Raw genomic sequence first — 23,252 nt, 5'->3', positions numbered from 1 at the left:
GGCGTTTCTTCTCCCTTCCAGGGGCTTGTCCAAGGGGAACGGCGTGTGGTGCGATGCATGCCACTCGTGCAAGTGAGCACTTTCTGGAGGCGCGTCATGGCCGGTGTCCTTGAGGAGCGGGCGGCGATCGAGAGGGAGATCGCGGGCCGTACGGTCTGCGGTCAGCTGAAGGAGGCGGCGGAGAGCAATCCCGACGCGCCCGCGTACTCCGACCCGGTCGAGGGGGGCTGGTCCACCCTGACCTACTCCCAGGCCAGGCAGCGGGTCCTGGAGATCGCCGCCGGTTTCGCCGCCCTCGGGCTGGAGCCCGGCGAGGCGGTCGCGCTCATGATGGTCAACCGCAGCGAGCACGTGCTGGCCGATCTGGGCGCGGTGCACGCCGGCGCCGTGTCCTGCTCGGTCTACTCGACCTTCGCCCCCGAGCAGGTGGCGTTCGTGGCCGGTGACGTCGCGGCGAGGATCGCGGTGCTCGGCGGGCCGGCCGACCTGGCCAGGTGGGAGCCGGTCCTGGACGACCTCCCCGAGCTGCGCAAGGTCATCGTGCTGGAGGGCGCCCCGGCCGGCGACCGGTTCGTCTCCTGGGACGACTTCCTGGCCCTCGGCCGCGAGAGGCTGGCCGCCGACCCCGCCGCCGTCGACGCCCGCTGGCAGGCGGTGACCGCCGACGACGTCCTCACCGTCCTGTACACCTCCGGCACCACCGGCAACCCCAAGGGCGTGCCGCTGACCCACGCCAACGTGTTCTTCGAGGTCGTGGCCACCAACCGGATGGCCGACCTGCCCAGCAACGGCACCCAGATCTCCTACCTCACCTACGCGCACATCGCCGAGCGGGTGCTCAGCCTCTACCTGCCGCTCTTCAAGTTCTCCCACACCCACTTCTGCACCGACCTCGCCCAGCTCGGCGCCACCCTCGGCCAGGTCAAGCCGGTGCTGTTCTTCGGGGTGCCGCGCGTGTGGGAGAAGATGATGGCCCGCCTGCAGGCGCTGCTCGCCACCCAGCCGGAGGAGCAGCAGGAGGGCGTGCGCCAGGCGATGGCCGCCGGGCTCGCCTACGTCGAGGCCAACCAGTACGGGCGCACTCCCTCGCCCGAGGTCCTGGCCGCCTACGAGCAGGCCGACGCCGCCCTGCTGTCGATCATCCGGTCGATGATCGGCTTCGACAACGCGGGCTGGCTCGCCACCGCCGCCGCGCCGATGCCGCTGGAGGTCCAGCGCTTCTTCGCCGGCCTCGGCCTGCGGGTCCTCGACGTGTACGGCATGACCGAGACGACCGGCGCGTTCACCGCCAACGCCCCCGACCGCTACAAGCTCGGCACGGTAGGCCAGGCGGGCCCCGGCGTCGAGGTCAGGATCGCCGAGGACGGCGAGATCATCACCCGCAGCCCGGCCAACACCCGCGGTTACCTCGGCAGGCCCGAGGCCACCGCCGAGCTGCTCGACGACGACGGCTGGCTGCACACCGGCGACGTGGGCTCCATCGACGAGGACGGCTTCGTCAGCATCGTCGACCGCAAGAAGGAGATCATCATCACCTCCGGGGGCGAGAACATCTCCCCGGCCAACATCGAGAACCACCTCAAGGAGCACCCGCTCATCGGCCAGGCCCTCGCCTACGGCGACGGCAGGCCGTACCCGGTGGCGATCCTCACCCTCGACGGCGAGGTGGCCCCCGGCTGGGCGCAGGCCAACGGCGTCTCGTTCACCACCCTGGCCGACCTCGCCGAGCACCCCGACGTCCTCAAGGCCGTCGAGGGCGCGATCGCCGTCGCCAACGAGAAGCTGGCCCGCGTCCAGCAGATCAAGCGCTGGCGGCTGCTGCCGGTGGAGTGGACGGCCGAGAGCACGGAGCTCACCCCGAGCCTGAAGCTCAAGCGCCGCGTCATCCACGCCAAGTACGCGGAGATCATCGACGGCATGTACGAGGGCTGATCACACGGCGCGAACGAGAGCTGACCACGAGGAGACCGCGAGCCGCCCACGAGCCGCCCGGCGCCCGCCGTCGCCGGGCGCCGGGTTCCCCTTTCGACGAGTCCCCGTGGCGCGACCTCTCGTTCTCGTCGTTCTCGCCGCCGGCCCGATCCCCGTGAAACCGGCCCGACCCCCGTGAAAAGCGCCGCGCTCCCCGTGAAAAGCGCCGCGCTCCCGCCCCGGCGTCGCGCGGAATGAAACGTTCACGGCCGGCGGGACGGCTGGAAAGCGCTTGCCGTCCGGACGGCGCGCGAATGGCGAAGCGGGATCCGGCAGGCCGGACCCGGCCCGGGGAAAGGGCCGCGGCGGCCCGCCGACCTCCCGGTCCGCCCGCCGGGCCGCGATGAGCGGGCCACCGGACCGGCACGGGCGGAAGACGTCGTCCCAGCACGGGAGGGGGACGCCGTTACGGCACGGGCGGGGACGCTTCCGGCACCGTGACGCCGGGATCCTCCGTCACCGGATGGCGGGATACCGGTTGCTCGTCGCCTCCGAAATATTTCGGATGACTGAAGTGGGTCAAGTTCACAGGACGCTGAGCTGCGAATGAGGATAGGGGAGACCTTTCTCGCCATAAATCTGTTGACACCTCTCTTGACGCACCTCTAACGGCCGCTTATATTTCCGCAATATTAATAAACCTCATGGAAAGTTTCAGCCTCGCGAATCCGATTGTTTTCCGGCTGGCAGCGTCAGGTGACGCCGTCGCCGGTCGAAGGGATGGCATGAGCGAACAGGCGGTCCACCGGCGACGCCCGCGGCCGCCGGCACGCGGTCACCGGCCGGCGCCGGAGACGCGGGGATGAGCACGGCCAGGACGGCCGACGTGTCACCCGGCACCCGAGACGTCCACGAGGCGAAGTCCGATCCCGCCCCCGGGAAGCGCCCTCCCGGCCGTACCTGGCGCCAGGCGCTGCGCCGCGACTGGCAGCTGTACTCGCTGGCGATTCTCCCGCTGCTGTTCTTCGCGATATTCCGCTACCTGCCGATGATCGGCAACGTGATCGCCTTCCGGAAGTTCGAGCCCGGCGGCAGCGTGCTGGGCGAGGAGTGGGTCGGCCTGCGCTACGTGCGGATGTTCCTGAACGACCCGACGTTCTGGCAGGTGTTCACCAACACGCTGGTCCTCGGCGCGCTGACCCTGCTGTTCTGCTTCCCCATGCCGATCGTGCTCGCGCTGCTGATCAACGAGGTCCGGCACCGGCGCCTCAAGCGGTTCGTCCAGTCGGTGTCCTACCTGCCGCACTTCCTGTCGATCGTGGTGGTGGCCGGCCTCGTCATAGAACTGCTGTCGGTCGACGGGCCGGTGAACCAGATCCTGCGGGTGGCGGGAGACGATCCCATCTCGTTCCTGCAGCAGCCGGAGTGGTTCCGTACGATCTACGTCTCCTCGGAGATGTGGCAGACCGTCGGGTGGGGGACGATCCTCTATCTCGCCGCGCTCACCACCATCGACGACCAGCTGTACGAGGCGGCCAGGATCGACGGCGCGGGCCGGTGGCGGCAGACCTGGCACGTGACCCTCCCCGGCATCCGGCCGACCGCGGTCACCCTGCTGATCCTGAACATCGGGGCGTTCATGGCGGTCGGGTTCGAGAAGGTCCTCCTGCTCTACAACCCGCTGACGTACCCGACCGCGGACGTGATCTCCACGTACCTGTACCGCATGGGCGTGGTCTCCAACAACTTCAGCTACGCCACGGCGATCGGCCTGTTCGAGGCCCTGATCGGGCTGATCCTGGTCCTGTCGGCGAACCTGATCTCCCGCCGCACCGTGGGGACGAGCCTGTGGTGAGCGTGGAGGGGACCCGGGGTTACCGGGTGTTCCAGGCGGTCAACGCCGTCGTTCTCGCCGGCATCGTGATCGTGACCCTGTACCCCTTCGTCAACGTGGTCGCCCGCTCGTTGAGCGACGAGACCGCCATCCGCTCGGGCCAGGTCAATCTCATCCCCCGCGGGTTCACCCTCACGACGTACGAGTACGTGATCTCCGACCCGACGTTCTGGGCGAACTACCGCAACACGGTGGTGTACACGGTCGTCGCCACGGCGATCGCGATGTTCATGACCACCTGCTACGCCTACGTCCTGTCCAAGAGGCACCTCAAGGGCCGCAGGCTCCTGATCGGGATCGCCGTCTTCACCATGTTCTTCTCCGGCGGCATCATCCCCAACTACGTCCTGATCACCAGCCTCGGGATGAAGGACAGCATCTGGGCCATCGTCCTGCCGAACGCCATCAGCGTCTTCAACCTCCTGATCATGAAGGCGTTCTTCGAGGGGCTGCCGGTCGAGCTGGAGGAGGCCGCCGCGATCGACGGCATGAACACCTACGGCATCCTGCTCCGGATCGTGCTGCCGCTGTCGAAGGCGGTGATCGCCACGATGGTGCTCTTCTACGCCGTCGCGTTCTGGAACTCGTGGTTCGCCGCGTTCCTCTACATGAGCCAGTCCGATCTCTTCCCGGTGACCGTCTTCCTGCGCAACCTGATCGCCGGCGCCACCGGCGCGTCGTCCGTCGGCGCCGACGCGATGAACATGACGGTGGCCGCCAACATCAAGGCGGTGACGACGGTGCTCACCATCCTGCCCATCCTGGGGATCTACCCCTTCGTCCAGCGGTACTTCGTCACCGGGGTCACGCTCGGCGCGGTCAAGGGGTAGTCCCGCCGGCCCGGCCGCCCTCCACCCACCTGTTTCCGAGAAATCCGAGAAAAAGGGACTCCCATGTACCAGATGAACCGGCGTCAGGCGATGGTCGCGATGGGTACCTTCGCCGTACTCGCCGGCTGCGGCAGCGACGACTCCAAGAAGCAGGCCGACAACCTCGCGGCGAACCGGGAGGGCGCGATGCCCGGCTACGGGGCCGGCACCCAGTTCAAGGCCGCCGCGCCGCTGTCGTTCACCATGCTCTACAACAACCACCCGTTCTACCCGATCAAGAACGACTGGCTGTTCTGGTCGGAGCTCGGCAAGCGGACCAACGTGACGCTCCAGCCGAGCGTGGTGCCGCTCAGCGACTACGAGAACAAGCGCAGCCTGGTGATCGGCGCGGGCGACGCCCCGCTCATCATCCCCAAGACGTATCCCGCCCAGGAGACCCCCTTCGTCGCCTCCGGAGCCATCCTGCCGGTCAGCGACTACCTGGACCTGATGCCGAACTTCAAGGAGAAGGTCGCCAAGTGGAACCTCCAGGCCGACCTGGACACGCTCCGGCAGGAGGACGGCCGCTTCTACCTCCTGCCCGGCCTCCACCAGGACCACTGGGTGGACTACTCCCTGGCGGTCCGCGCGGACATCCTGGAGAAGCACGGGCTCGAGATCCCGGAGACCTGGGAGGAGTTACGCACCGTGCTGAAGGCGCTGAAGGCGGAGTACCCCGACTCCTACCCGTTCTCCGACCGCTGGGGGACCCTCACGCCTGGCGCCAACCTGCTGAACATCGTCGGCATCTCCTACGGCGCCCCCGGCGGCTGGGGCTACGGGGAAGGGGTGGTGTGGGACCCCAACATCCAGAAGTTCGCCTTCACCGGCGCCACGGAGTCCTACCGGCAGATGCTGGAGTATCTCCACACGCTGGTGAAGGAGAAGCTGCTCGACCCGGAGAGCTTCACCCAGACCGACGACCTGGCGATCCAGAAGCTGGTGTCGGGCAAGTCCTTCGTGATCGGCACGAACGCCCAGACGCTGGTCAACGAGTACCGGCCGCCGCTGGAGAAGGCGAACCCGGAGGCCAGGCTCGTCAAGATCCCGCTGCCCGTCGGCCCGCTCGGGCCCATCAAGTACGGCGCGGGCAACACCCGCCTGGAGAACGGCGTCATGATCTCCAAGAAGGCCCGTGACAGCAAGAACTTCGTCGCCATGATGCAGTTCGTCGACTGGCTCTGGTACTCCGACGCGGGCCAGGCGTTCGCCAAGTGGGGGGTCGAGGGGGTCACCCACACCAAGGACGCGTCCGGGAAGTACGAGCTCGCCTCCGACGTCGACTTCGTCGGGCTCAACCCCAAGGCGCCCAAGCACCTGCAGAAGGACTTCGGCTTCTCCAACGGGATCTTCGCCTACGGCGGGCCCACCGAGCTTCTCCAGTCGACCTTCTCCGAGGAGGAGATCGCGTTCCAGAAGGAGATGAACTCGAGGAAGCCGCTGCCGGTGCCGCCCCCGCACCCGCTCACCGACGAGGAGCGCGAGCAGGTGACGCTGTGGCAGACACCGCTGAAGGACCACGTCACCCAGAACACGCTCAAGTTCATCCTCGGCAAACGCGACTTCGGCGAGTGGGGCGCCTACGTCAAGGAACTCGAGGCCAACAACATGACCTCCTTCGTCAACATGGTGAACGGCGCCTACGAGCGGTTCAAGCAGAAGCACGGTTGACATCCTCCCCTCCCGGAAGGAAGGAGGCTCTCAGGTCACCCGCGGGAATTCCTGCTTCACCGCCAGTCGCCCACCAGGAGAAAACTTCCCCTTTGAGGTCTTACACCGGCTCCACAGGCGTTTCACCTCTCCGCCGGCCCGGCGGAGAGGGCCTTGCATCACGCATACGGCGGCGTGGTCCTCGCCACCGCCGAAAACCTTGCCGGACCCGTACGGCACCGCGCCGCGTTTCCTCCTCGGCCTGAGGGACGAGGTTTCCACGCTGGAGATATCTGATGACCGACACGACGGCCGGGCACCGGTTCGGCGAAGGGCCCCTCGCCCGCGCCTCCGCGCTCGTCTACACCCTGCTGGTGGTCGAGCTGCTGTTCCTGCTCACCACCGTGCCCGGCCTGATCGGGCTCGTCCTGCTCGGCCGTGACGCCACCAACATCCCGCTGGCCGCGCTCTGCCTGATCCCGGCCGGCCCGGCGCTCTCGGCCGCGCTGTACGCGCTGCACCACCGACGCCTGGATCTCACCGACCTCCATCCCGGGGCGGCGTTCTGGCGCGGCTACCGGGCCAACCTCCGCGGGGTCGCCAAGCTCTGGATCCCGTGGCTGCTGTGGCTGGCCGTCATCGGGTCGAACCTCGCCACCGCCGGAGCCCGGGGATGGTGGGCCGCGCTGTCGGTCCTCATCGCCGTGGCGGCGACCCTCTGGATCGCCAACGTGCTGGTGATCACCTCCCTGTTCGCGTTCCGCGCGCGGGACGTCGCCCGCCTGAGCGTGTACTTCCTCACCCGTTCCCCCCGGGCCTCGCTGGGCAACGCCTGCCTGCTGGTCCTGGCGGCAGGTCTCACGCTGGTCGCCTCCGAGGCGCTGCCGGTGCTGCTGGCCTCGGTGTTCGCGTCGATGCTCCTGCTGAACAGCCGCACGGTGATCGCCGAGGTGAGGGAGAGGTTCACGGCCTGAGACCCGCGGACGCCCGTCGCCGGAGACCACCCGTCCGGATCGGCCACCCCGACGGCCCCGCGCGCCGGCCGGGCCCCGGGGGCTCCGGGAGCTTTTCCCGGCGGGCGGCTCTCGCTTTGCCCAACGGGGCGTGTGTCCTCTACCTGCTTGTTACCGGCGGCCTCCTAGCGTCCTGATCATGACGATGAGAGTTCTTCTCGCATCCCTGGCGGCCGGGGCAGTGACCCTGCCGGCACCGGCCGGAGCCCCGGCCGCCGCCGCTGTCGAGGACCTGACGATCCGCTCGGTGACCCTGCGCCCCGCGACCCCCGTGGTCGGGCCCGCCGATTCCGTACGCATGGTGATAGAGGTGGTGGCCCGGGGCGTCACCGGCCCCGAGGGGGTGAGGATCAAGGTCGAGCCCGGCGCGCCTCCCGCCTCGGCGGGCACGTCCTTCCCCGTCACCGCGCCCCGCCGCGGGGCGCCCGCCCGGCCGGGGCCCGGACGGGGGCCGGCCCTCGCGCCCGGACCGGCGCCCGGCCCGATCGTGGCCGCCCGCCTCGCCCCCGGCGCGGCCGGAACGGTGGCGGGGAAGATCGTTTCCAGGCCGGGGGAGGGCTGGGTGACCTGGCGGTTCGCCCCGGAGAAGAGCCTGAGCCGCTGGTACCCGGCAGGACCCTGGACGGTCTCGGTGACCGCCAGGGGCACGGACGGCGCCGAGGTCACCGGGCACACGGGCTTCCTGCTGAAGCGCCTGACCAGGTTCGGCGGGGTGGAGGCGGTCCGGGGGAACTCGGGTGTGCGGGTGACGGGCGTGCTGAACCGGGTCGACCCGCAGGGAGACCTCGACTACGCGCCCTTCCCCGGCCAGCCCGTCGAGATCCTGCACCGGCCCGGGGAGAAGGCCGGATGGTCGAGGGTGGCCGGCGCCACGACCGACTCCCGGGGACGTTTCGCCCGGACCGTGGGCGATCGCACGGGCGGCGAGTGGCGGATCCGCTTCCAGGGCACGAACCACTACGCCCCCAGGCTGGGCATCGTCCACAAGGTCTCGCGCTAGGCACGTCCCACGGCTCGCCGGGCCCCTCGGCCGGCCGGGTCGAGACGGAAGGCCGGGTGGCCGGCGGGATCGGGCCAGGCCAGGCCAGGGCGCGCCAGGTCAGGCCAGGGCGTGCACCGCCGCGCCGAACAGGGAGGGCATCCGCCGGGCGGCCGGGACGATCAGCCGCCCCGCCGTCCGGTACCGCCGGGTGCCCACCAGCGCCCCGGTGAGCAGCCGGTGCCGCCGGGACAGCCGCAGCCAGGCGGCCTCGTACGACCCGGGGGTACCGGCTCTCAGGCAGTCCACCAGCAACCGCGCGGACGTCAGCGCGAGCGACACCCCCTCCCCGGTGAGCGCGTCGACGTAGCCGGCCGCGTCGCCGACCAGCAGCACCCGCCCGGCCACCCGGGCGCGCACCCGCTGGCGCAGCGGCCCCGCCCCGCGCACCGGGGTCGCCGCCGGTCCCTCCAGCCGCTCCAGGAGCGCGGGGAAGTCCGCCAGGTGCTCCGGGTAGCCGCGCCGCCGCGAGCTCAGCACGGCGACGCCCACCAGGTTCTCGCCCACCGGCGTCACGTACGCCTCGCCGTCCGCCGCCCAGTGGACCTCGACGAAGTCCGTCCACGGCGCGACCGGGTAGTGCCGCCGCAGCCCGTACCTGCGCGGCCCGCGCCCCGGCAGCTCCAGCCCGAGCAGGGCGCGCAGCGGGGAGTGCAGGCCGTCCGCGGCCACCAGCCAGCGGGCCCGCAGGCCCGCGGCCTCGACCCCGCCGCCGTCCTGCCGCACGCCGTCCACCTTGCCGGGCACGACCTCCACGCCCAGCTCCCGCGCCCGCCGGGCCAGCGCGGCGTGCAGCGCGGTCCGCCGCACGCCCAGGCCCGACCCGTCGCGGAACGCCGCCTCCACCGCGTACCGGCGGTCCAGGTAGCGGATGCCGCGCAGCGGCCTGCCCTCGACCCGCACCCCCAGCGACCCCAGGGCGGCGGTGCCGCTGGGCATCAGCCCCTCGCCGCACGCCTTGTCCACCGGTACGGCCCTGGGCTCGACGACGACCGCCTCCATCCCGGCCAGCGCGGCGTGGATGGCGGTGGCCAGACCCGCAGGCCCCCCGCCCGCGATCAGGACGTCGATCACGCCGGAGCCCTGCCGGTGGACGGTGGCACGTCGGTGGGTGGCACGTCCTCCGGCGGCACGGTGGAGGGTGGCGCGGTGGAGGGCGGCACGTCCTTCGGCGGCGCGGCTCCCGCCGCCTCGGTGGCGGGCGGCGGCGTGGCGAGCGGGGCCGTCGTGGCGAGCGAGGCCAGGGCGTCCTCCTCGCAGCGGATCCGCACCACCATCAGCGCGGCGTTGAGCACGGTGAACACCAGCGCGGTGACCCACGCGGTGTGCACCAGGGGCAGCGCCGCCCCCTCGACGGCCACCGCGACGTAGTTGGGGTGGCGCAGCCACCGCAACCGGTAGGGGCCGCGCTCCACCGGCGGCAGGCCGGGCACGACGATGACCTGGGTGTTCCACTGCGGGCCCAGCGTGGTGATGCACCACCAGCGCAGACCCTGCGCGGCGACCACCAGGACGAGCATCGGCCAGCCGAGCGCGGGCACGAAGGGCCGGTCGGCCAGGCCCGCCTCGAACAGGCATCCGGCGAGCAGGCCGGTGTGCAGGGCGACCATCCACGGGTAGTGGCCCTGCCCGGACAGCACCCCGCCGCGCGCCATGCTCCAGCGCGCGTTGCGGCGCGCGACGACCAGCTCGGCGACGCGCTCCAGCCCGACGAGCAGCACGAGCAGCAGGTACCAGGACGACAGATGCCAGGACATCGGGCTCCTACCAGCGCAGCAGTACGAGTTCGGAGCAGAAGCCCGGCCCCATCGCGAGGAGGAGTCCCGGCGTGCCCGGCGGTGGTGGCCGCAGGGTGAGCGTATCCCGCAGGACGTGCAGGACGGAGGACGAGGACAGGTTCCCGATCGCGGCGAGCGAGCGCCAGGTGAGGTCCAGCGCGCCCTCGGGAAGCCGCAGCGTCTCCGCCACCGCCTCCAGGACCTTCGGGCCGCCCGGGTGGCAGACCCACGCCGTCACGTCCTCGACCCTCAGGCCGTGGTCGCCGAGGAAGCCGTGCACGTCGTCCGCCAGATAGGTGCGCACCACCTCGGGGACGCTCGCGTCGAGCACCACGCGGAAGCCGGTGTCGCCGACGTGCCAGCCCATCACGTGCTCGGACTCCGGATACAGGTGGCTGCGCGAGGCCACCACCACCGGCCCCGTCATCGCGACCGGCGGCTCCGGGAGCTCGTACGTCCCCGCCGGTTCGGAGGGCGGCCGCTGCGTCACGGGCGCGCCGGTCGCGGGGGAGGACCGCGCGAACCCGGAGGGCGCCGGGGACGAAGAGGACGCGGAGGCTCCGGAGAGGGGGAACCGGTGGTGCGCGGCGGGCGCGCTGTTCGGCGGGGAGGACCCCGCGGGTCCCGCGGGCCGCGTGGTCGCGGACGCGCCGTTCGCCCCGGCGGCACGGGAGGCCGCGGAGGATCCGGTACGCCGCGGCCGCCACTCGTCGCCGCAGGCCACCACCGCCGTCGCCCCGTCGCCGAACAGGGCGCTCGCGACCATGTTGGCGACGGAGGCGTCACCGCGCTGCAGGGTGAGGGAGCACAGCTCGACCGAGAGCAGCACCGCGAGATGGTCCGGCCAGCCGCGCAGGTAGTCGTGGAGGCGGGCGATCCCGGCCGCCCCCGCGACACAGCCCAGGCCGAAGACCGGTATCCGCTTGACGTCCGGGCGCAGCCCGAGCCGCCCGGCCAGCCTGGCGTCCACCGAGGGCGCCGCGACACCGGTCACCGAGGTGAAGAGGATCATGTCCACGTCCTCGGGGAGGACCCCCGCGTCCCGCAGCGCCCCGCCCACCGCCTCGGCGCCCAGCTCCACGGCCGTCTCCACGAAGGCGTCGTTGGCCGCGCCGAAGCCGTCCAGCTTGGCGTACCGTTCGAGCGGCAGCGTCAGATGCCGTGACTCCACCCGCGCGGAGGCGTGCAGCCTGTCGAGCAACAGGCGGCTGGCACCCTCGGGAAGGCACGCTCGCGCGAACGCGTCGGTGATCTCTGCCTGGGAGTGACGGTTCGGCGGGAGTGCGCCGCGGACAGCGACGATTCGCGTCATCTGGTAACTCCCGGCTCGCGAACAGCGGACAACTCCCTTTTGCCCACCTGTGCGTGTGGCATGCGTCACGAAGCCCTCCGTGCCCGCCTTCCGCGAGGTTCCGGCCCGCGGGAGAGTCCCCTCCGTGAGGTTCCCGCCTACGATCGACCCGTGACGAGGAGTCGGCCATCGCGCCTGGGCCCCGGGCCGTCGCCCGGGGCCGTACGGGGATTACTGCTGGCCTGTCACCCGGGACCGACCGCGGCGGTCACCGCCCTGGTGACCGCGCTGGCCGTCGCGAGCGGGCGCGACGCGGCCGGGTGCGCCCTGGTGGCCGCGGCCGTGCTGGCGGGACAGCTCTCGATCGGCTGGTGCAACGACGCGGTGGACGCCGCGCGGGACGCCGCCGCGGGCCGCACCGGCAAGCCCGCCGCCTCCGGAGCGGTGGGCGTGCGCACGGTGTGGGTCGCCGCGCTCGCGGCCCTGGCGCTGTGCGTGCCGCTCTCGCTGGCCTCCGGTCCCGCCGCCGGGGCCGTCCACCTGGCCGGCGTCGCCGCGGCGTGGGCCTACGACCTCGGGCTCAAGGCGACCGCGCTGTCCTGGCTGCCGTACGCGGTGGGGTTCGGCTCGCTGCCGGGGTTCGTGACCCTGGGCCTGCCGGGACACCCGTGGCCCGCCTGGTGGGCGGTGACGGCCGCGGCGCTGCTCGGCTGCGGGGCACACCTGGCCAACGTGCTTCCCGACATCCCCGCGGACCTCGCGGGCGGGGTCCGCGGCTGGCCGCAGCGGCTCGGCACCGCCCGTGTCCGCCTCCTGATCCCGCTGCCCCTGCTGGCCGCGACGGTCCTGCTCGTCCTCGGTCCCCCGGAGCCGCCGGGCGCGGGAAGCTGGGCCGCCCTGGCGGTGGCGGGGGCCTTCACCGCCGGAGGGCTGGCACTGGGCCGGGGCTCGTCGCGCGTCCCCTTCGCCATGGCGATCGCCGTCGCCGCGGTCGACGTCGTCCTGCTCCTCGCCCGCGGCACCGCCATCACCGCCCCCTGACCGGCCGGCCGCGTCTCAGCGAGACGTCGCGGACGTCGCGGACGTCGCGGGCACCGGGTCGTCCCAGGAGATCCGGTGGTCGTGTATCCAGGCCAGCGCGTTCCTCCTGTCCACCTGCCGCATGACGGCGGGGAGCGTGAGGTCGCGCAGGAAGGCGCCGACGGCTCCGGGAGCCTTGCCGCTTCCGCTGCGTCTGCCGTGCGCCACGATGCGCTCCACCCGGCCCCGCCGCAGTCTCTCGAAGGCGGCGAACGCGTCGAGGGTGCCGGGGACGTCACGCAGGCACTTGGCCAGCACCACCGCGTCCTCGATCGCCATGGACGCCCCCTGGCCCGACGAGGGCGAGGTCGCGTGCGCGGCGTCGCCCAGGATCACCATGCGCTCGTTGAACCACTTCGGCACGGTCGGGAAGTCGTAGGTGTTCCATCCGGCGGGGATGCTGCCGGTCGCGCGGATGATGTCGAGCATCGGCCCGGTGTCGTCCCTGAACAGTTCCATCAGCGTGGCGCGCCATTCCTCCGAGGTGACCGCCGCGAGCTCCTCCGGGGTCGGCTCCCTCGGGCTCGGCGGGTTGGCGAACCACCACACCTGCCCGTCCGGATGGACCAGGTAGCCGAAGAAGGCCCGCTTGCCGAAGACGAAGTGGTACGTCCCCGGCTCGCCCGGCACCTCCACGCCGTCCGCGAAACCGCCCGTGTTCAGCAGCCCGACGTGCCGGGCGCGCGGCGCGCCGGGGTCGATGATCGTGCGCGTGCGCGAGCGGAGCCCGTCGGCGCCGACCAGCAGGTCGCCCTCGGCCGTGCCGCCGTCGGCGAAGACCGCACGTACCCCGTCCGCGGTGATCGAGGCGTCGGTGAGGCGCCTGCCGTAGTGGATCCGCACCCCGCGCCGCACGGCCTCGTCGCGCAGCGCCAGGTAGAGGTCGGCGCGCTTCAGCGTCCGGCTGGGCTGCCGGATGGAGGCGAGCGGCCTGCCCCGGCCGTTGAGCATCAGCATTCGCGAGGAGTCCATGCCCAGGTCGCGCACGAGATCGTGCAGGTCGAGGAGGCGCAGTGCCTCGATCCCGTTGACCGCGAGCGTGAGGAAGACGCCCACGCCCTCCGACCCGCGGTCGTACGCCTCGAAGATCTCGCAGTCCACGCCCGCGCGCCGCAGGGCCATGGCCGTCACCGGGCCCGCGATGCCTCCGCCGATGATCAGTGCTTTTTTGGTCATAAAATGACTATACATAGAATGACTATCAAGCGGCGAGCCCTACGATGTTCGCCATGTCGACGAGGCGGTCTCCCCTGGCCATGGCGTTGCTCTCGCTGGTCGCCGAGGCGCCGATGCACGCGTACCGGATGCAGCGGCTGATCAGGGAGCGGCACAAGGACGAGGTGGTCAACGTCGCGCAGCGCAACAGCGTGTACCAGACCATCGACCGGCTGCTGCGCGACGGGCTCATCGCGGTCCGCGAGACCTCGCGCGAGGAGAACCGCCCGGAGCGGACCGTCTACGAGCCCACCGACGCGGGCCGCGACACGCTGCGGCAGTGGATGCGGACGATGCTCTCCGCGCGGGCCCGCGAGTTCCCCGAGTTCCCCGCCGCGCTCGCCTTCATGCCCGTATTGCCGCCCGACGAGGTCCGTGCCGCGCTCGAGGAGCGCCTGACCTCGCTGGAGGCGCGGCTGTCGGAGCTGGACACCGGCCTGACCGAGGGCGGGAGGTTCCTGCCCCGCGTCTTCCTGGTGGAGTCCGAGTACCAGCGGGCCGTCCTCAGGGCCGAACTCGACTACGTCCGCGGCCTCGCCGGCGACCTGCGCGCGGGCCTGCTCGACTGGGACTACCGCCTCTGAGGTCCACCCGTGAGGTCCACCCGCCTCCACGATGCCGGGCCGCCGCGGGCGCGCCCCGGCATCGTGACACTCACCCGGACGGTCCGCCGAAGCCCGGCCCGCCGCCCTCGCGGCACTCTCGGCCCCGTCCGCAAGGCGTGGGCGTGGCCGGGCGGACCCCGCCCGGATCCTCGCGGACGCCTCTGTCCTGGCCACAAAAGGCCATCCCGTTGCCGCCGGGGAAACGCGGTGGAAGTGTCATGGTTCCTCCGGAAAAGTAATTGGGAGATCACCATGAGTCAGTCCACGCACGCGACCCCCAAGCAGGCACGGATGGCGGCCGTACAGGCGGCGATCACCAAGACGAAGATGACCACGGCCAAGCTGTGGAACCCCTGGCCGCAGCTGCTGGACGACGACGTCGTCATCAAGAAGCTGCAAATCGCGGCCGGCGGTGGGAACGTTCCGGAAATCATTCCCGACGGGCAGCAGTTCTCCGACCTCAAGCCCGTACGCCTGCCGGCGATCGGCAGGGAGGCGGGGCTCGGCGGGCCGGTGACCCAGTCCACGTTCGCCGAGGCCCGCGAGAAGCTCAGGAGCGGGTACGTCGCGACCGGGCGGGCCAACTACCGCGGGCTCGCCAGCGCCAACTGCACGCTCTTCGCCTGTTGCGTCATCGGGATGCTCGCCGACCAGCCCAAGCTGCTCGGCTCGGGCGTCAAGGTGGAGTTGGTCAACTTCCGCGACACCACCGGGGGCGCCGGGCACGCCTACGTCGTCGTGGGACGCGCCGAGGGTGATGTGGGCGACATCAGGACCTACGGCCCCGACTGCTTCTTCGTCGACCAGTGGTACGCCCGCCACAAGAGCGGCACACCCGGCGTCCAGGGGGTCAAGGACGCCGTTCCGGGTGAGCCTCCCAACCCCTTCTGGGACCTCGATTTCTACGCCTTCATGAGCGACGAGACCTCCCCCGTCGTGAAGCTCACCTTCACCGGCGACGAACTGTCCAAGCTCGGGCTCTGAGCCCTCCCGGCGCGCTCTGCCGTCCCCCTCGCCGGTCATCGCCGACGGGCGCGCCGGCCTCTCGACACCGTGGTCCCAGCCGGCGGCCTAAGCGCCCTTGCGGAGGTCAGAGCGTTCCTCGGCGACGATGCGGGCCAGCTCGGCACGGGATGCGATGTCGAGCTTGCCGAATATCCGGCGAAGGTGGGTGGACACCGTGTGGGGGGAGAGGAACATCCGCTCGGCGGCCTGGCGGTTGGTCATCCCCCGGGCGATCAGGTCGGCCACCGCGCGTTCCGTGTCGGTGAGGCTGTCCCATCCGAAAGCCGGCCGCTGGGACTGGGCCCAGTGGCGGCGCCGTACGCCGAGTGCCCGCAGCCGGGCTCGCACCCGGGCCGCGTCCCAGAGCGCACCGATGCGCTCGTAGCCGTCGAGGGCCTCATCCAGGCGCTCGACGGCCTTCTCGGAGACGGCGGCGCCGGAAGTGGCGAACAGCAGGACGCCGAGGTCTTCGGCGGCCGAGGCGCGTGCCCACGGTTCGGGCTGATCGGCGGCGGCGGAGGCCAACGCGCCGGGGTCCTTGTGGAAAATGCCGCGGGCGTGGGCGAACGTGGTGGCGAAGGCGGGGAAGTCCGGGTTGTTCTGGGCCAGGTACTCGGTCGTGTCGACGATGGCCTGCGCGTAAGGACGGTTCGCCGTGGCCAGCGCCAGCCGGATCATCCAGGCGGCCGTGAGGGGCGTCGTGAGGAGTGCCCAGCGCCGCTCCTCCTTGTCGGTGTAGATGCTGCGGAGTATGTCGATCGCCTGTTGGGGATCACCCTGGGCCTCGGCCACCGCCGCCCTCACCCACCTTTCCCACACCGACCCGAACAACATCCCGGGCGCGGCATCTATGGACTGGTATCGCTGGATATGCCGGACCGCGGCGTCGATGTCGCCCCGCCGCATGGCGACAAGAGCGAGCATGGACAATCCGACGCGGATGAACCCGTGCGTGCCCAGCTCTTCGGCGATCGTTCTCCCGGCCTGGGCCTCGGCGGCGGCGTCGTCGAGCCGGCCGGCGGCCAGCTTCAGAACGGAGCGGAACAGCGCGGGTTGTGCGGCGAGCACGGTCAGCCCGAGATCTTTGATCTCCTCCTCGGCGGCCTGGATGGCGATGTCGGCCGCATCGAACTGACGCATGGCTCTGTGGTTGAGGCTCAGCAGCAGGCGCGTGTACGGGCGCTGGATGGCTTCCACGGTGCCGCTGTCCGTGATTCGCAGGGCTTCGCGGAGGTGCGCGAAAGAGTCGGCGACCCGCCCGTCGACCATGGCGAACCGGGCGAGCAGCAGGAGGGCTCCGACAACGGCGGCATCGGTGTGCTGCTCACGGTCGGCGAGAACGGTCTGCGCCCGTCGCCGTCCTTTCCGGAAGTCGTTCAGCGAGATGAGTCCCCAGAACATCGCCCATTCGGCGAGGCCGCGAAGGTCGTCTGGGATGTCCTGCCGGGTGAGCAGGCTTTCGGCCTCGGACACCGAATCTTCCGGCCGGCCGCTCAGCAGCAGGATGTACGCCAGCGCGCATCGCAGGCGAGGGGTCTGTGAGGGCGAGGCCCTGCTGAGCGCGGCACGAGCAAGATCGGCTGCCTCGGGCAGCCGTCCGATGACCGTCAGGGCGTCGACCGCCGTGGCGGCACGGCCGAACCAATCGGGGTCGGCGGGGTCGCTGAGTTCGAGCGCCCGTGTGGCGAGGTCGGCGGCGGTCTGGGGCGAGGACCGCAGCACCTCTCGCGCCGCCTGGTCCAGTCCGAGGAGCGCGGACACGTCACCGCGACCGGCGCTGCGAATGAGGTGCGCGGCGGCGGGAACGGCCGACCCGCCTCGGTTGAGCAGCATCTCTGCCGCGTCTTGGTGCAGGGCCCGGCGTACCGGGGAGGGAATGGTTTCGACCACCGCCTGCCACAGCAGGTCGTGCCGGAAGGTGAACTCGTCCCCGGCGGGTTCGACGATGCCGGCCGACATCGCCTCCTCCAGCACCGGCAACAGAGCACCGGTCGATTCGCCGAGCATCTCGGTCAGATCCCTCACCAAGAACGAACGGCCCAGGATTCCGGCGCACTGAAGCGTATGCCTGGTCCGTGTGGACAACTCTTCCAGGCGTTCCTGCGTGACCGCCTGAGCACACGGCAGCCGTGCCGAGACCATCCGCGCGTGACCGTCGGCGATCTGGAAGGCACCCTCGCTTTTGAGTTTCTCCAGACGATCGACGAGCAGGAAGGGGTTGCCGTCCACGATGTCTGCCAGGGCCAGTAAGTCCGGCTCCGGCGCTGCCCCGAGGACGTCGGTGATGACGTCCTCCACCGCTCGCCTGTCCAACGCCTCCAACGTGATCCGGTTCGCACCATCGTGTTCCAGCACGTCGAACAGGCGGTCGAGGCGGGGAACGTCGCCGCTGCCGCTCGTACGGCTCAGCATCCAGGCGAGCGGGTAGGAGGCGAGATCTCTGGTCATCGACCGCAGCGCCAGCAAGGTCAGCGGGTCGGCCCAATGCATGTCGTCCAAGGTGAGGAGCATCGGTCCCCGGGCTACCCGCTGCTCCAGCGGTCCCTGCAGTCGCTCCACCAACAGCAACCGCTGATCGGCCGGACCGGAGACGGCCATGGGGTCGCCCGGGGGAGGCGCGCAGCCCGATTCCCTGAGCGCCGCCGTCAGCGGGGCCAGCGGTATCAGCTGGGTCAGTTCGTCCGCCGCGCCCTGGGCGGTCTCCAACCCCGCCCTCGCCGCCGCGGTGACGGCCATGTCGAGCATGCGACTCTTGCCGACGCCCGACCGGCCCTCGATCAGTATGGTCCCGCCTCGGCCGATCTTGGCCGCCTGCAGCAATCCGACGACAAGCTGCCACTCCCGCGCGCGGCCGCGCCAACCAGGCCACGATGACCGAAAGAGATCGGGCTCATGGGCAGTTTCATGGTCATGCCTGGATGAATGACCCATAGATCCATGAACCGCCCAGATGTCAGCCATGTCAAGTAGGGGGCCGGAGGGGGAGGCCCGCGATGTCCTCCGGATTCTCCGGCGTTTCCCGGGGTTCCTCGGCCTCCGTGATGCCACTTTCACGAAGAAAGCCGTTACCCGCTCAGGCGCGCAAGGCGTTCGCCCGGCTTCATCCTTCCCGCGCTTTTTGTCGTGCGACATGGCCGCGGAGGTGAAAACCCGATCTTAGGTATCAGTAAAACCGGGACCACGTTCACGCCGATCCAGCCTCAAGCCGGTGGTCGCACGCACGGAGCACAGAGGTACAAACATGCATAAATGTGCGATACGGCGGCCTTTGACCGCAGGCCAAACTCGTACCGTTCACCCATCCCCGGGTGAAGTGGCGCGAAAGGACCCCTGGACTCAGGCGCGTGAGGGAGTGGCGGCGTTGGCGACCCGCCGGCAGTGGCTCCCGACCCCCTCGCAACCCTGGCATCCCACTTGACTCCGTTCCCTAAAAGGATGGCGATGGCGGACCCGTACGACAACTGGATGATACTCATGTGGCCCCTGATCACCCTGCTCACGTGGATGGTGATCGCCACGGGCCTCGTGCGTCTGCTGACCGACAGGTCATGGGAACGGCGGGCCGGTCTCCCGTCCCCGGAGACGTCGCTCTTCAGGAGGCCCACGCGCGGGGAGACCGGTGATGACGGCCGTTGGCGTCACGGGGCGAAGGATCCGCCTCACCGTCTGCCGAAGTCCTGCTGCTCGCCTCGTGCGCCCTCGGCGATCGATCCCGCCGACCGGCCCCGCACCCGTTCCCCGCAGGGGGGCGGCGACCCTGTTCAGGAGCGGTCGTCCGGTTCGACCGGTCGCACGAGTATCCGCAGGCGCCACCTGCGCCTGACGCGTACGGGCCGGAGGCAGGAGCCGGCCCTGACGAGGTCGCCGAGCCGGGCCGCCCGGTGCAGGCCGGGATCGGTCCGGGGGCAGATCACCCTGCTGACCGCCGCCGTGGCCGTCCTCACCCTCCTCACCCTCCTCGTCTCGGGGGCGGGGATGTACTCGATGGACCACGCACGCACCGCTCCACGGCAGGAAGCCCCTCAGCGGGCCGTGCCCGCCGCCGATGGGATCCGCCCCGGAACGGCAACCGGCCGGTTGCGGTCGCATGACACCGGCCCCGGCCGGACCCGGACCGTGGCACACGGCCACCATCCGGTCGCCTCGCCGGTCTACGCCACCGGGCCGCGGGCCGCGGGTTTCCCGTCGTCGGACTCCCGTCACCTGATCCTGGTGATCGAGGCTCTCGCGCTGATCTCCCTGGCCACGTGTGCCACCTGGAAGGTGACCGGCCGGGTGTTGCGCCCGGTGGACGTGGCGCGTTCCGAACTCGCAGTGATCGGCTTCGGCGACCTGCACACCCGCATCTCCGAACCGGCCAACGCGCGGGAGATGGCCCGTCTGTGCCGGACGATCAACAATGCGCTGCAGCGCCTGGACGAGGGCAAGGAAGAGCTGCAGTCGTTGGAGATCTCCCATCGGCGGTTCGCCTCGGACGTCTCCCACGAGCTGCGTACTCCCATCGCCGGGCTGCGCGCGCAGCTGGAGGAGGCGCAACAGGATCTCGGCGGGGTTCGGCTGCCTGACCTGGTCGAGACGATGCTGGGCCAGGTGGAGCGGCTCCAGGCGATCACCGACGACCTGCTGTTCCTGGCCCGCGTGGGGACCGGCGCGGCCGCCGAACAACAGCGGCTGGATCTCGCGGCACTCGTCCGGACCGAGATCTCCCAACGGTCGGATCGGCGTCCGGTGCGGCTCCACCTCGCGCCCGGCGGCGTCGTCAGCGCGGTGCCCACCCAGCTCGGCCGGCTGCTCGCCAACCTGCTGGACAACGCCCAGAGGCACTGCGCGCACCAGGTGTGCGTCGATGTGCACGCCACCCACGCCGTGGTCGAGCTCGCGGTCAGCGACGACGGGCCGGGAATCGCGCCCGGCGACAGGGAGCGCGTGTTCCACCGTCTCACCCGGCTGGACGACGCCCGCCGGCTCGACCGCAACGGCACCGGCCTCGGCCTCGCCATCGCCCGTGACATCGCCCACGCGCATCACGGAACCCTGGACGTCGAGGAGAGCACCACCGGCGGTGCGTGTTTCGTCCTTCGGCTGCCCCGGGTCCCGTCCCGTGAACGGGGGTCGTCGTGAGGTTTGAACGCCGCACGATCAGAGGCCGCCTGGCGCTGTTCACCGGCGTGGTGGTGGGTTCGCTCTGCATCGTGTTCTCCACCGTCCTGTTGTTCGTCATCAACAGGACGGCCACCGGCGAACTCGCCAAGGAGGTGAGCGCTGTCGGGGAGGTGACCGCCTACTACGTCGACCGTGGAAAACTCGTCGATCCGCTTCCGCCCATCTCGCAGAACCTGATCCGCCCCGTCCAGGTGGTCGATCCTCAAGGAAGGGTGGTCGCGGCGACCAGAGACCTGCGGAACCAGCCGGCCATGGCGCGTTTCACCCCGAAGTCCCCGCACCGGGTGGCCAGCGCGGTCATCTGCCACTCCGTCTTCGCGTCAGGCCGTTGCCACATCGTCGTCGCGCAGCAGGTGTTCCGCAACGGCGACTGGACCGTTTACAGTGCCGCGCCGATGCCGCCGTTCGCCGTCTATCCGTGGGTGACGGCCCTGCTGGCCGCGGGAACGGTCGTCTTCACGATCGCGGTGGCCTGCGGGGCGCGGCACACCGTCACCCGCTCGCTGAAACCAGTGGAGGCCATCCGGGCCCAGCTCGACCACATCCAGAGCACCGATCTGGGCCGCCGGGTCCCGATCCCCACGGCCAGGGACGAGATCCACCGGCTGGCCTGCAGCGTCAACCAGATACTTGACCGGCTGGAGGACGTGCTGGAGCAGCAGCGCCGGTTCTGCTCCGACGCCTCCCACGAGCTGCGCAGCCCGATCACCGCCATCCGCGTCCAGATGGAGGTCGCCCTTCTGGCGCCGCAGGAGGTCGACACGGCCGAGTTGTGCGACGCCGTACTCCCGAGCGTGGAACGGCTCCAGTCGATCGCCGCCGACCTGCTGACGCTCACCCGCCTGAACGCGGGCGTACCGGATGAGCGGCAAACCGTGGATCTTGCCGAACTCGTCACCACGGAGCTGAGGAGCCACAAGATGGGCAGGGAGATCGTCCGGCACCTGGCAACGGGCGTGACGGTCAGCGGTGACCGGTCGCGGCTGGGCCAGTTGATCAGCAATCTGATCTGGAATGCCCAGCGACACGCCTCCTCCACGGTCACGATCACCGTACGGCGCGCGGACGGCGGCCCACGATTCCCGGAGAACGCCGCGGAACTGGAGGTGCTCGACGACGGCGCGGGAGTCGTCGCCGAGCGGCGAGAGACGGTGTCCCAGCGGTTCACCCGGCTGGACACCGCCCGGAGCGGAAACGCGGGAGGCGTCGGACTCGGTCTCCCCATCGCCCGGCAGATCGCCGAGAGCCACGGCGGCACGCTCACCATCCGGGACAGCGCCCAGGGCACGCGCTTCGTCGTCCGTCTCCCGTTGTCCCCGTAACGCCTGCCCGGGGCCGTCGACGGCCCCGGGCAGGCGTGGACGCCGAGGCGCCGGGGCGACGGGGCGCGGGCTCAGCCCTTGTAGTTGAACACCTGGCGCAGCGTGTGCTGGACCGCGACCAGGTCCTTCTGGTCCGCCATCACCTGGTCGATCGGCTTGTAGGCCTGCGGGTGCTCGTCCACCAGGGCGGCGGCGCGGTCCGCGTTCCAGGTGCGGCCGCGCATCGCCTCGGTGAGGGACGCGGCGGTCAGCTCCCGCTTCGCCCGGGTGCGCGACATCCTGCGGCCGGCTCCGTGGGAGCAGGAGTTGTACGACATCGGGTTGCCGAGCCCGCGCACGATGTACGAGCGCGTGCCCATCGAGCCCGGGATCACGCCCTCGTCGCCCGTGTCGGCCTTGATGGCCCCCTTGCGGGTGATCCACAGATCCTTGCCGTCGTGCGTCTCCTGCTGGGTGAAGTTGTGGTGACAGTTGATCGTCCGGAGCCGCTGCCCCTTGCCGACGACCCGGAACAGGGCGTTGCTCAGCACCTTGTCCATCCGGGCGCGCGAGGCCATGGCGTAGGCCTGCGACCACAGCATGTCCTCGATGTAGGCGGTGAACTCCGGAGTGTTCTGCACCAGGTAGGCCAGGTCCGGGTCCTCCAGGCCGATCGCCTGCCTCTTCATCATCTTCTTGGCGTCGACGATGTGCTTGGTGGCGAGCAGGTTGCCGATGCCGCGCGAGCCCGAGTGCAGCACCGTCCAGACCCGGTCACGCTCGTCGAGGCAGACCTCGACGAAGTGGTTGCCGGATCCGAGGGTGCCGAACTGCAGCGACACCTTCTTCTCCTGGTGAGGGGTCAGGGCGGTGTGCGGGCGGCCGAGGTCGCCGAGCGCGCGGTCCGTGGACGGGTCGTCGTGGCCCTTGCCGACGCCGGCCGGAATCCGCCTCTCGACCAGCGGCATCAGGGCCGAAAGGGTGTCCGGGAGGTCGGCGGCGGTGAGCGTGGTCTCGGTCGCGACCATGCCGCAGCCGATGTCGACGCCGACGGCGGCCGGGATGATCGCCCCTTCGGTCGGGATCACCGATCCGACCGTCGCGCCGATGCCGATGTGCGCGTCGGGCATGAGGGCGACGTGTCCGGAGACGAACGGCAGGCGGGCGGCGCGCGCGGCCTGCGTGATCGTACCCTCGTCGATCTCGCTGGCCCACGACACCAGGTTCGGTGCGGGCTGGTTCGGCATCATGATCTCCTTGGTTGCGAGATCCAGTTTGCCCACGTTCCACATGAGATCCCACTCATTTTATCGGGCGCCGTGGGTCGTGACCGCTCGGCATGCCGCGGGTACGAGGACATCCGGCCGGTCGTGGCGACGCGGGCCGGCCTGGCCGGGACCGTCGCCCATCTGCGGCAACCGGTCCGTGTCAAAGGGCA

Annotated in this window: 18 protein-coding genes; 11 read left to right on the top strand and 7 right to left on the bottom strand. The window is 70.8% G+C overall.

Annotated elements, in window-relative coordinates:
- Positions 1-96 precede the first annotated feature (96 nt).
- From AB0G15_RS08060 to AB0G15_RS08035, 6 genes are all read left to right on the top strand, one after another.
- Positions 97-1,932: an AMP-dependent synthetase/ligase gene (locus AB0G15_RS08060; RefSeq protein ID WP_362836535.1), complete on the top strand. Its 1,836-nt coding sequence runs from the start codon at positions 97-99 to the stop codon at positions 1,930-1,932.
- An 841-nt stretch (positions 1,933-2,773) separates the two neighbouring features.
- Positions 2,774-3,766: an ABC transporter permease subunit gene (locus tag AB0G15_RS08055; protein WP_362836533.1), complete on the top strand. Its 993-nt coding sequence runs from the start codon at positions 2,774-2,776 to the stop codon at positions 3,764-3,766.
- Positions 3,763-4,635: a carbohydrate ABC transporter permease gene (locus AB0G15_RS08050; RefSeq protein WP_362836531.1), complete on the top strand. Its 873-nt coding sequence runs from the start codon at positions 3,763-3,765 to the stop codon at positions 4,633-4,635. Before AB0G15_RS08055 ends, AB0G15_RS08050 begins: the two co-directional genes overlap by 4 nt.
- A gap of 72 nt (positions 4,636-4,707) precedes the next feature.
- Positions 4,708-6,345, top strand: coding sequence for an extracellular solute-binding protein (locus AB0G15_RS08045; protein WP_362836529.1), 1,638 nt, complete (start codon positions 4,708-4,710; stop codon positions 6,343-6,345).
- 275 nt (positions 6,346-6,620) lie between these two features.
- Complete coding sequence (locus AB0G15_RS08040; RefSeq protein ID WP_362836527.1) at positions 6,621-7,298, top strand: DUF624 domain-containing protein; 678 nt, start codon at positions 6,621-6,623, stop codon at positions 7,296-7,298.
- A gap of 178 nt (positions 7,299-7,476) precedes the next feature.
- Positions 7,477-8,337, top strand: coding sequence for a hypothetical protein (locus AB0G15_RS08035; RefSeq protein ID WP_362836525.1), 861 nt, complete (start codon positions 7,477-7,479; stop codon positions 8,335-8,337).
- A gap of 99 nt (positions 8,338-8,436) precedes the next feature.
- Here the strand turns inward: AB0G15_RS08035 and AB0G15_RS08030 are convergent, their stop codons facing one another.
- From AB0G15_RS08030 to AB0G15_RS08020, 3 genes are read right to left on the bottom strand one after another with little or no spacing between them, the layout of a single operon-like run.
- Entirely contained in the window at positions 8,437-9,450 is a 1,014-nt protein-coding gene (locus tag AB0G15_RS08030; RefSeq protein ID WP_362836523.1) for an NAD(P)/FAD-dependent oxidoreductase, read from the bottom strand.
- The gene (locus AB0G15_RS08025) at positions 9,447-10,133 is read right to left on the bottom strand and encodes an isoprenylcysteine carboxylmethyltransferase family protein (RefSeq protein WP_362836521.1); all 687 of its coding nucleotides are present in this window, start codon (positions 10,131-10,133) and stop codon (positions 9,447-9,449) included. The genes AB0G15_RS08030 and AB0G15_RS08025 overlap by 4 nt, the downstream gene beginning before the upstream one ends.
- 7 nt (positions 10,134-10,140) lie before the next feature.
- Positions 10,141-11,466, bottom strand: coding sequence for a 3-oxoacyl-[acyl-carrier-protein] synthase III C-terminal domain-containing protein (locus AB0G15_RS08020; protein WP_362836519.1), 1,326 nt, complete (start codon positions 11,464-11,466; stop codon positions 10,141-10,143).
- A 150-nt stretch (positions 11,467-11,616) separates the two neighbouring features.
- Between AB0G15_RS08020 and AB0G15_RS08015 the strand changes: the two genes are divergently transcribed.
- Positions 11,617-12,486, top strand: coding sequence for a UbiA family prenyltransferase (locus tag AB0G15_RS08015; RefSeq protein WP_362836517.1), 870 nt, complete (start codon positions 11,617-11,619; stop codon positions 12,484-12,486).
- Between the two features lie 15 nt (positions 12,487-12,501).
- Here AB0G15_RS08015 and AB0G15_RS08010 read toward each other — a convergent pair whose 3' ends face one another.
- Positions 12,502-13,701, bottom strand: coding sequence for an NAD(P)/FAD-dependent oxidoreductase (locus AB0G15_RS08010; RefSeq protein ID WP_362836515.1), 1,200 nt, complete (start codon positions 13,699-13,701; stop codon positions 12,502-12,504).
- Positions 13,702-13,754: 53 nt separating this feature from the next.
- Here AB0G15_RS08010 and AB0G15_RS08005 point away from each other — a divergent pair, with 53 nt between their 5' ends.
- Together AB0G15_RS08005 and AB0G15_RS08000 are read left to right on the top strand one after the other, a co-directional pair.
- The gene (locus tag AB0G15_RS08005; protein WP_362836513.1) at positions 13,755-14,324 is read left to right on the top strand and encodes a PadR family transcriptional regulator; all 570 of its coding nucleotides are present in this window, start codon (positions 13,755-13,757) and stop codon (positions 14,322-14,324) included.
- A 273-nt stretch (positions 14,325-14,597) separates the two neighbouring features.
- Entirely contained in the window at positions 14,598-15,329 is a 732-nt protein-coding gene (locus AB0G15_RS08000; protein WP_362836511.1) for a hypothetical protein, read from the top strand.
- 87 nt (positions 15,330-15,416) lie between these two features.
- Here the strand turns inward: AB0G15_RS08000 and AB0G15_RS07995 are convergent, their stop codons facing one another.
- Together AB0G15_RS07995 and AB0G15_RS07990 are read right to left on the bottom strand one after the other, a co-directional pair.
- A complete protein-coding gene (locus tag AB0G15_RS07995) occupies positions 15,417-18,281 on the bottom strand; it encodes an AAA family ATPase (protein WP_362836734.1) in 2,865 nt (954 codons plus the stop codon).
- Between the two features lie 830 nt (positions 18,282-19,111).
- Positions 19,112-19,294: a hypothetical protein gene (locus AB0G15_RS07990; RefSeq protein ID WP_362836509.1), complete on the bottom strand. Its 183-nt coding sequence runs from the start codon at positions 19,292-19,294 to the stop codon at positions 19,112-19,114.
- Between the two features lie 172 nt (positions 19,295-19,466).
- On the opposite strand from AB0G15_RS07990, the gene AB0G15_RS07985 reads away from it, so the two are divergent.
- On the top strand, positions 19,467-20,471 hold the full coding sequence (locus AB0G15_RS07985) for a HAMP domain-containing sensor histidine kinase (protein ID WP_362836507.1): 1,005 nt from the start codon (positions 19,467-19,469) through the stop codon (positions 20,469-20,471).
- Entirely contained in the window at positions 20,468-21,835 is a 1,368-nt protein-coding gene (locus AB0G15_RS07980; RefSeq protein WP_362836505.1) for an ATP-binding protein, read from the top strand. The genes AB0G15_RS07985 and AB0G15_RS07980 overlap by 4 nt, the downstream gene beginning before the upstream one ends.
- A 71-nt stretch (positions 21,836-21,906) precedes the next feature.
- Here the strand turns inward: AB0G15_RS07980 and AB0G15_RS07975 are convergent, their stop codons facing one another.
- Complete coding sequence (locus AB0G15_RS07975; protein ID WP_362836503.1) at positions 21,907-23,097, bottom strand: RtcB family protein; 1,191 nt, start codon at positions 23,095-23,097, stop codon at positions 21,907-21,909.
- Between the last annotated feature and the right edge of the window lie 155 nt (positions 23,098-23,252).

This window comes from Streptosporangium sp. NPDC023825 (genome assembly GCF_040639575.1).
In the GTDB taxonomy this organism is placed as follows: Bacteria; Actinomycetota; Actinomycetes; order Streptosporangiales; family Streptosporangiaceae; genus Streptosporangium.
This window is presented reverse-complemented; position numbering and strand designations above follow the sequence as displayed.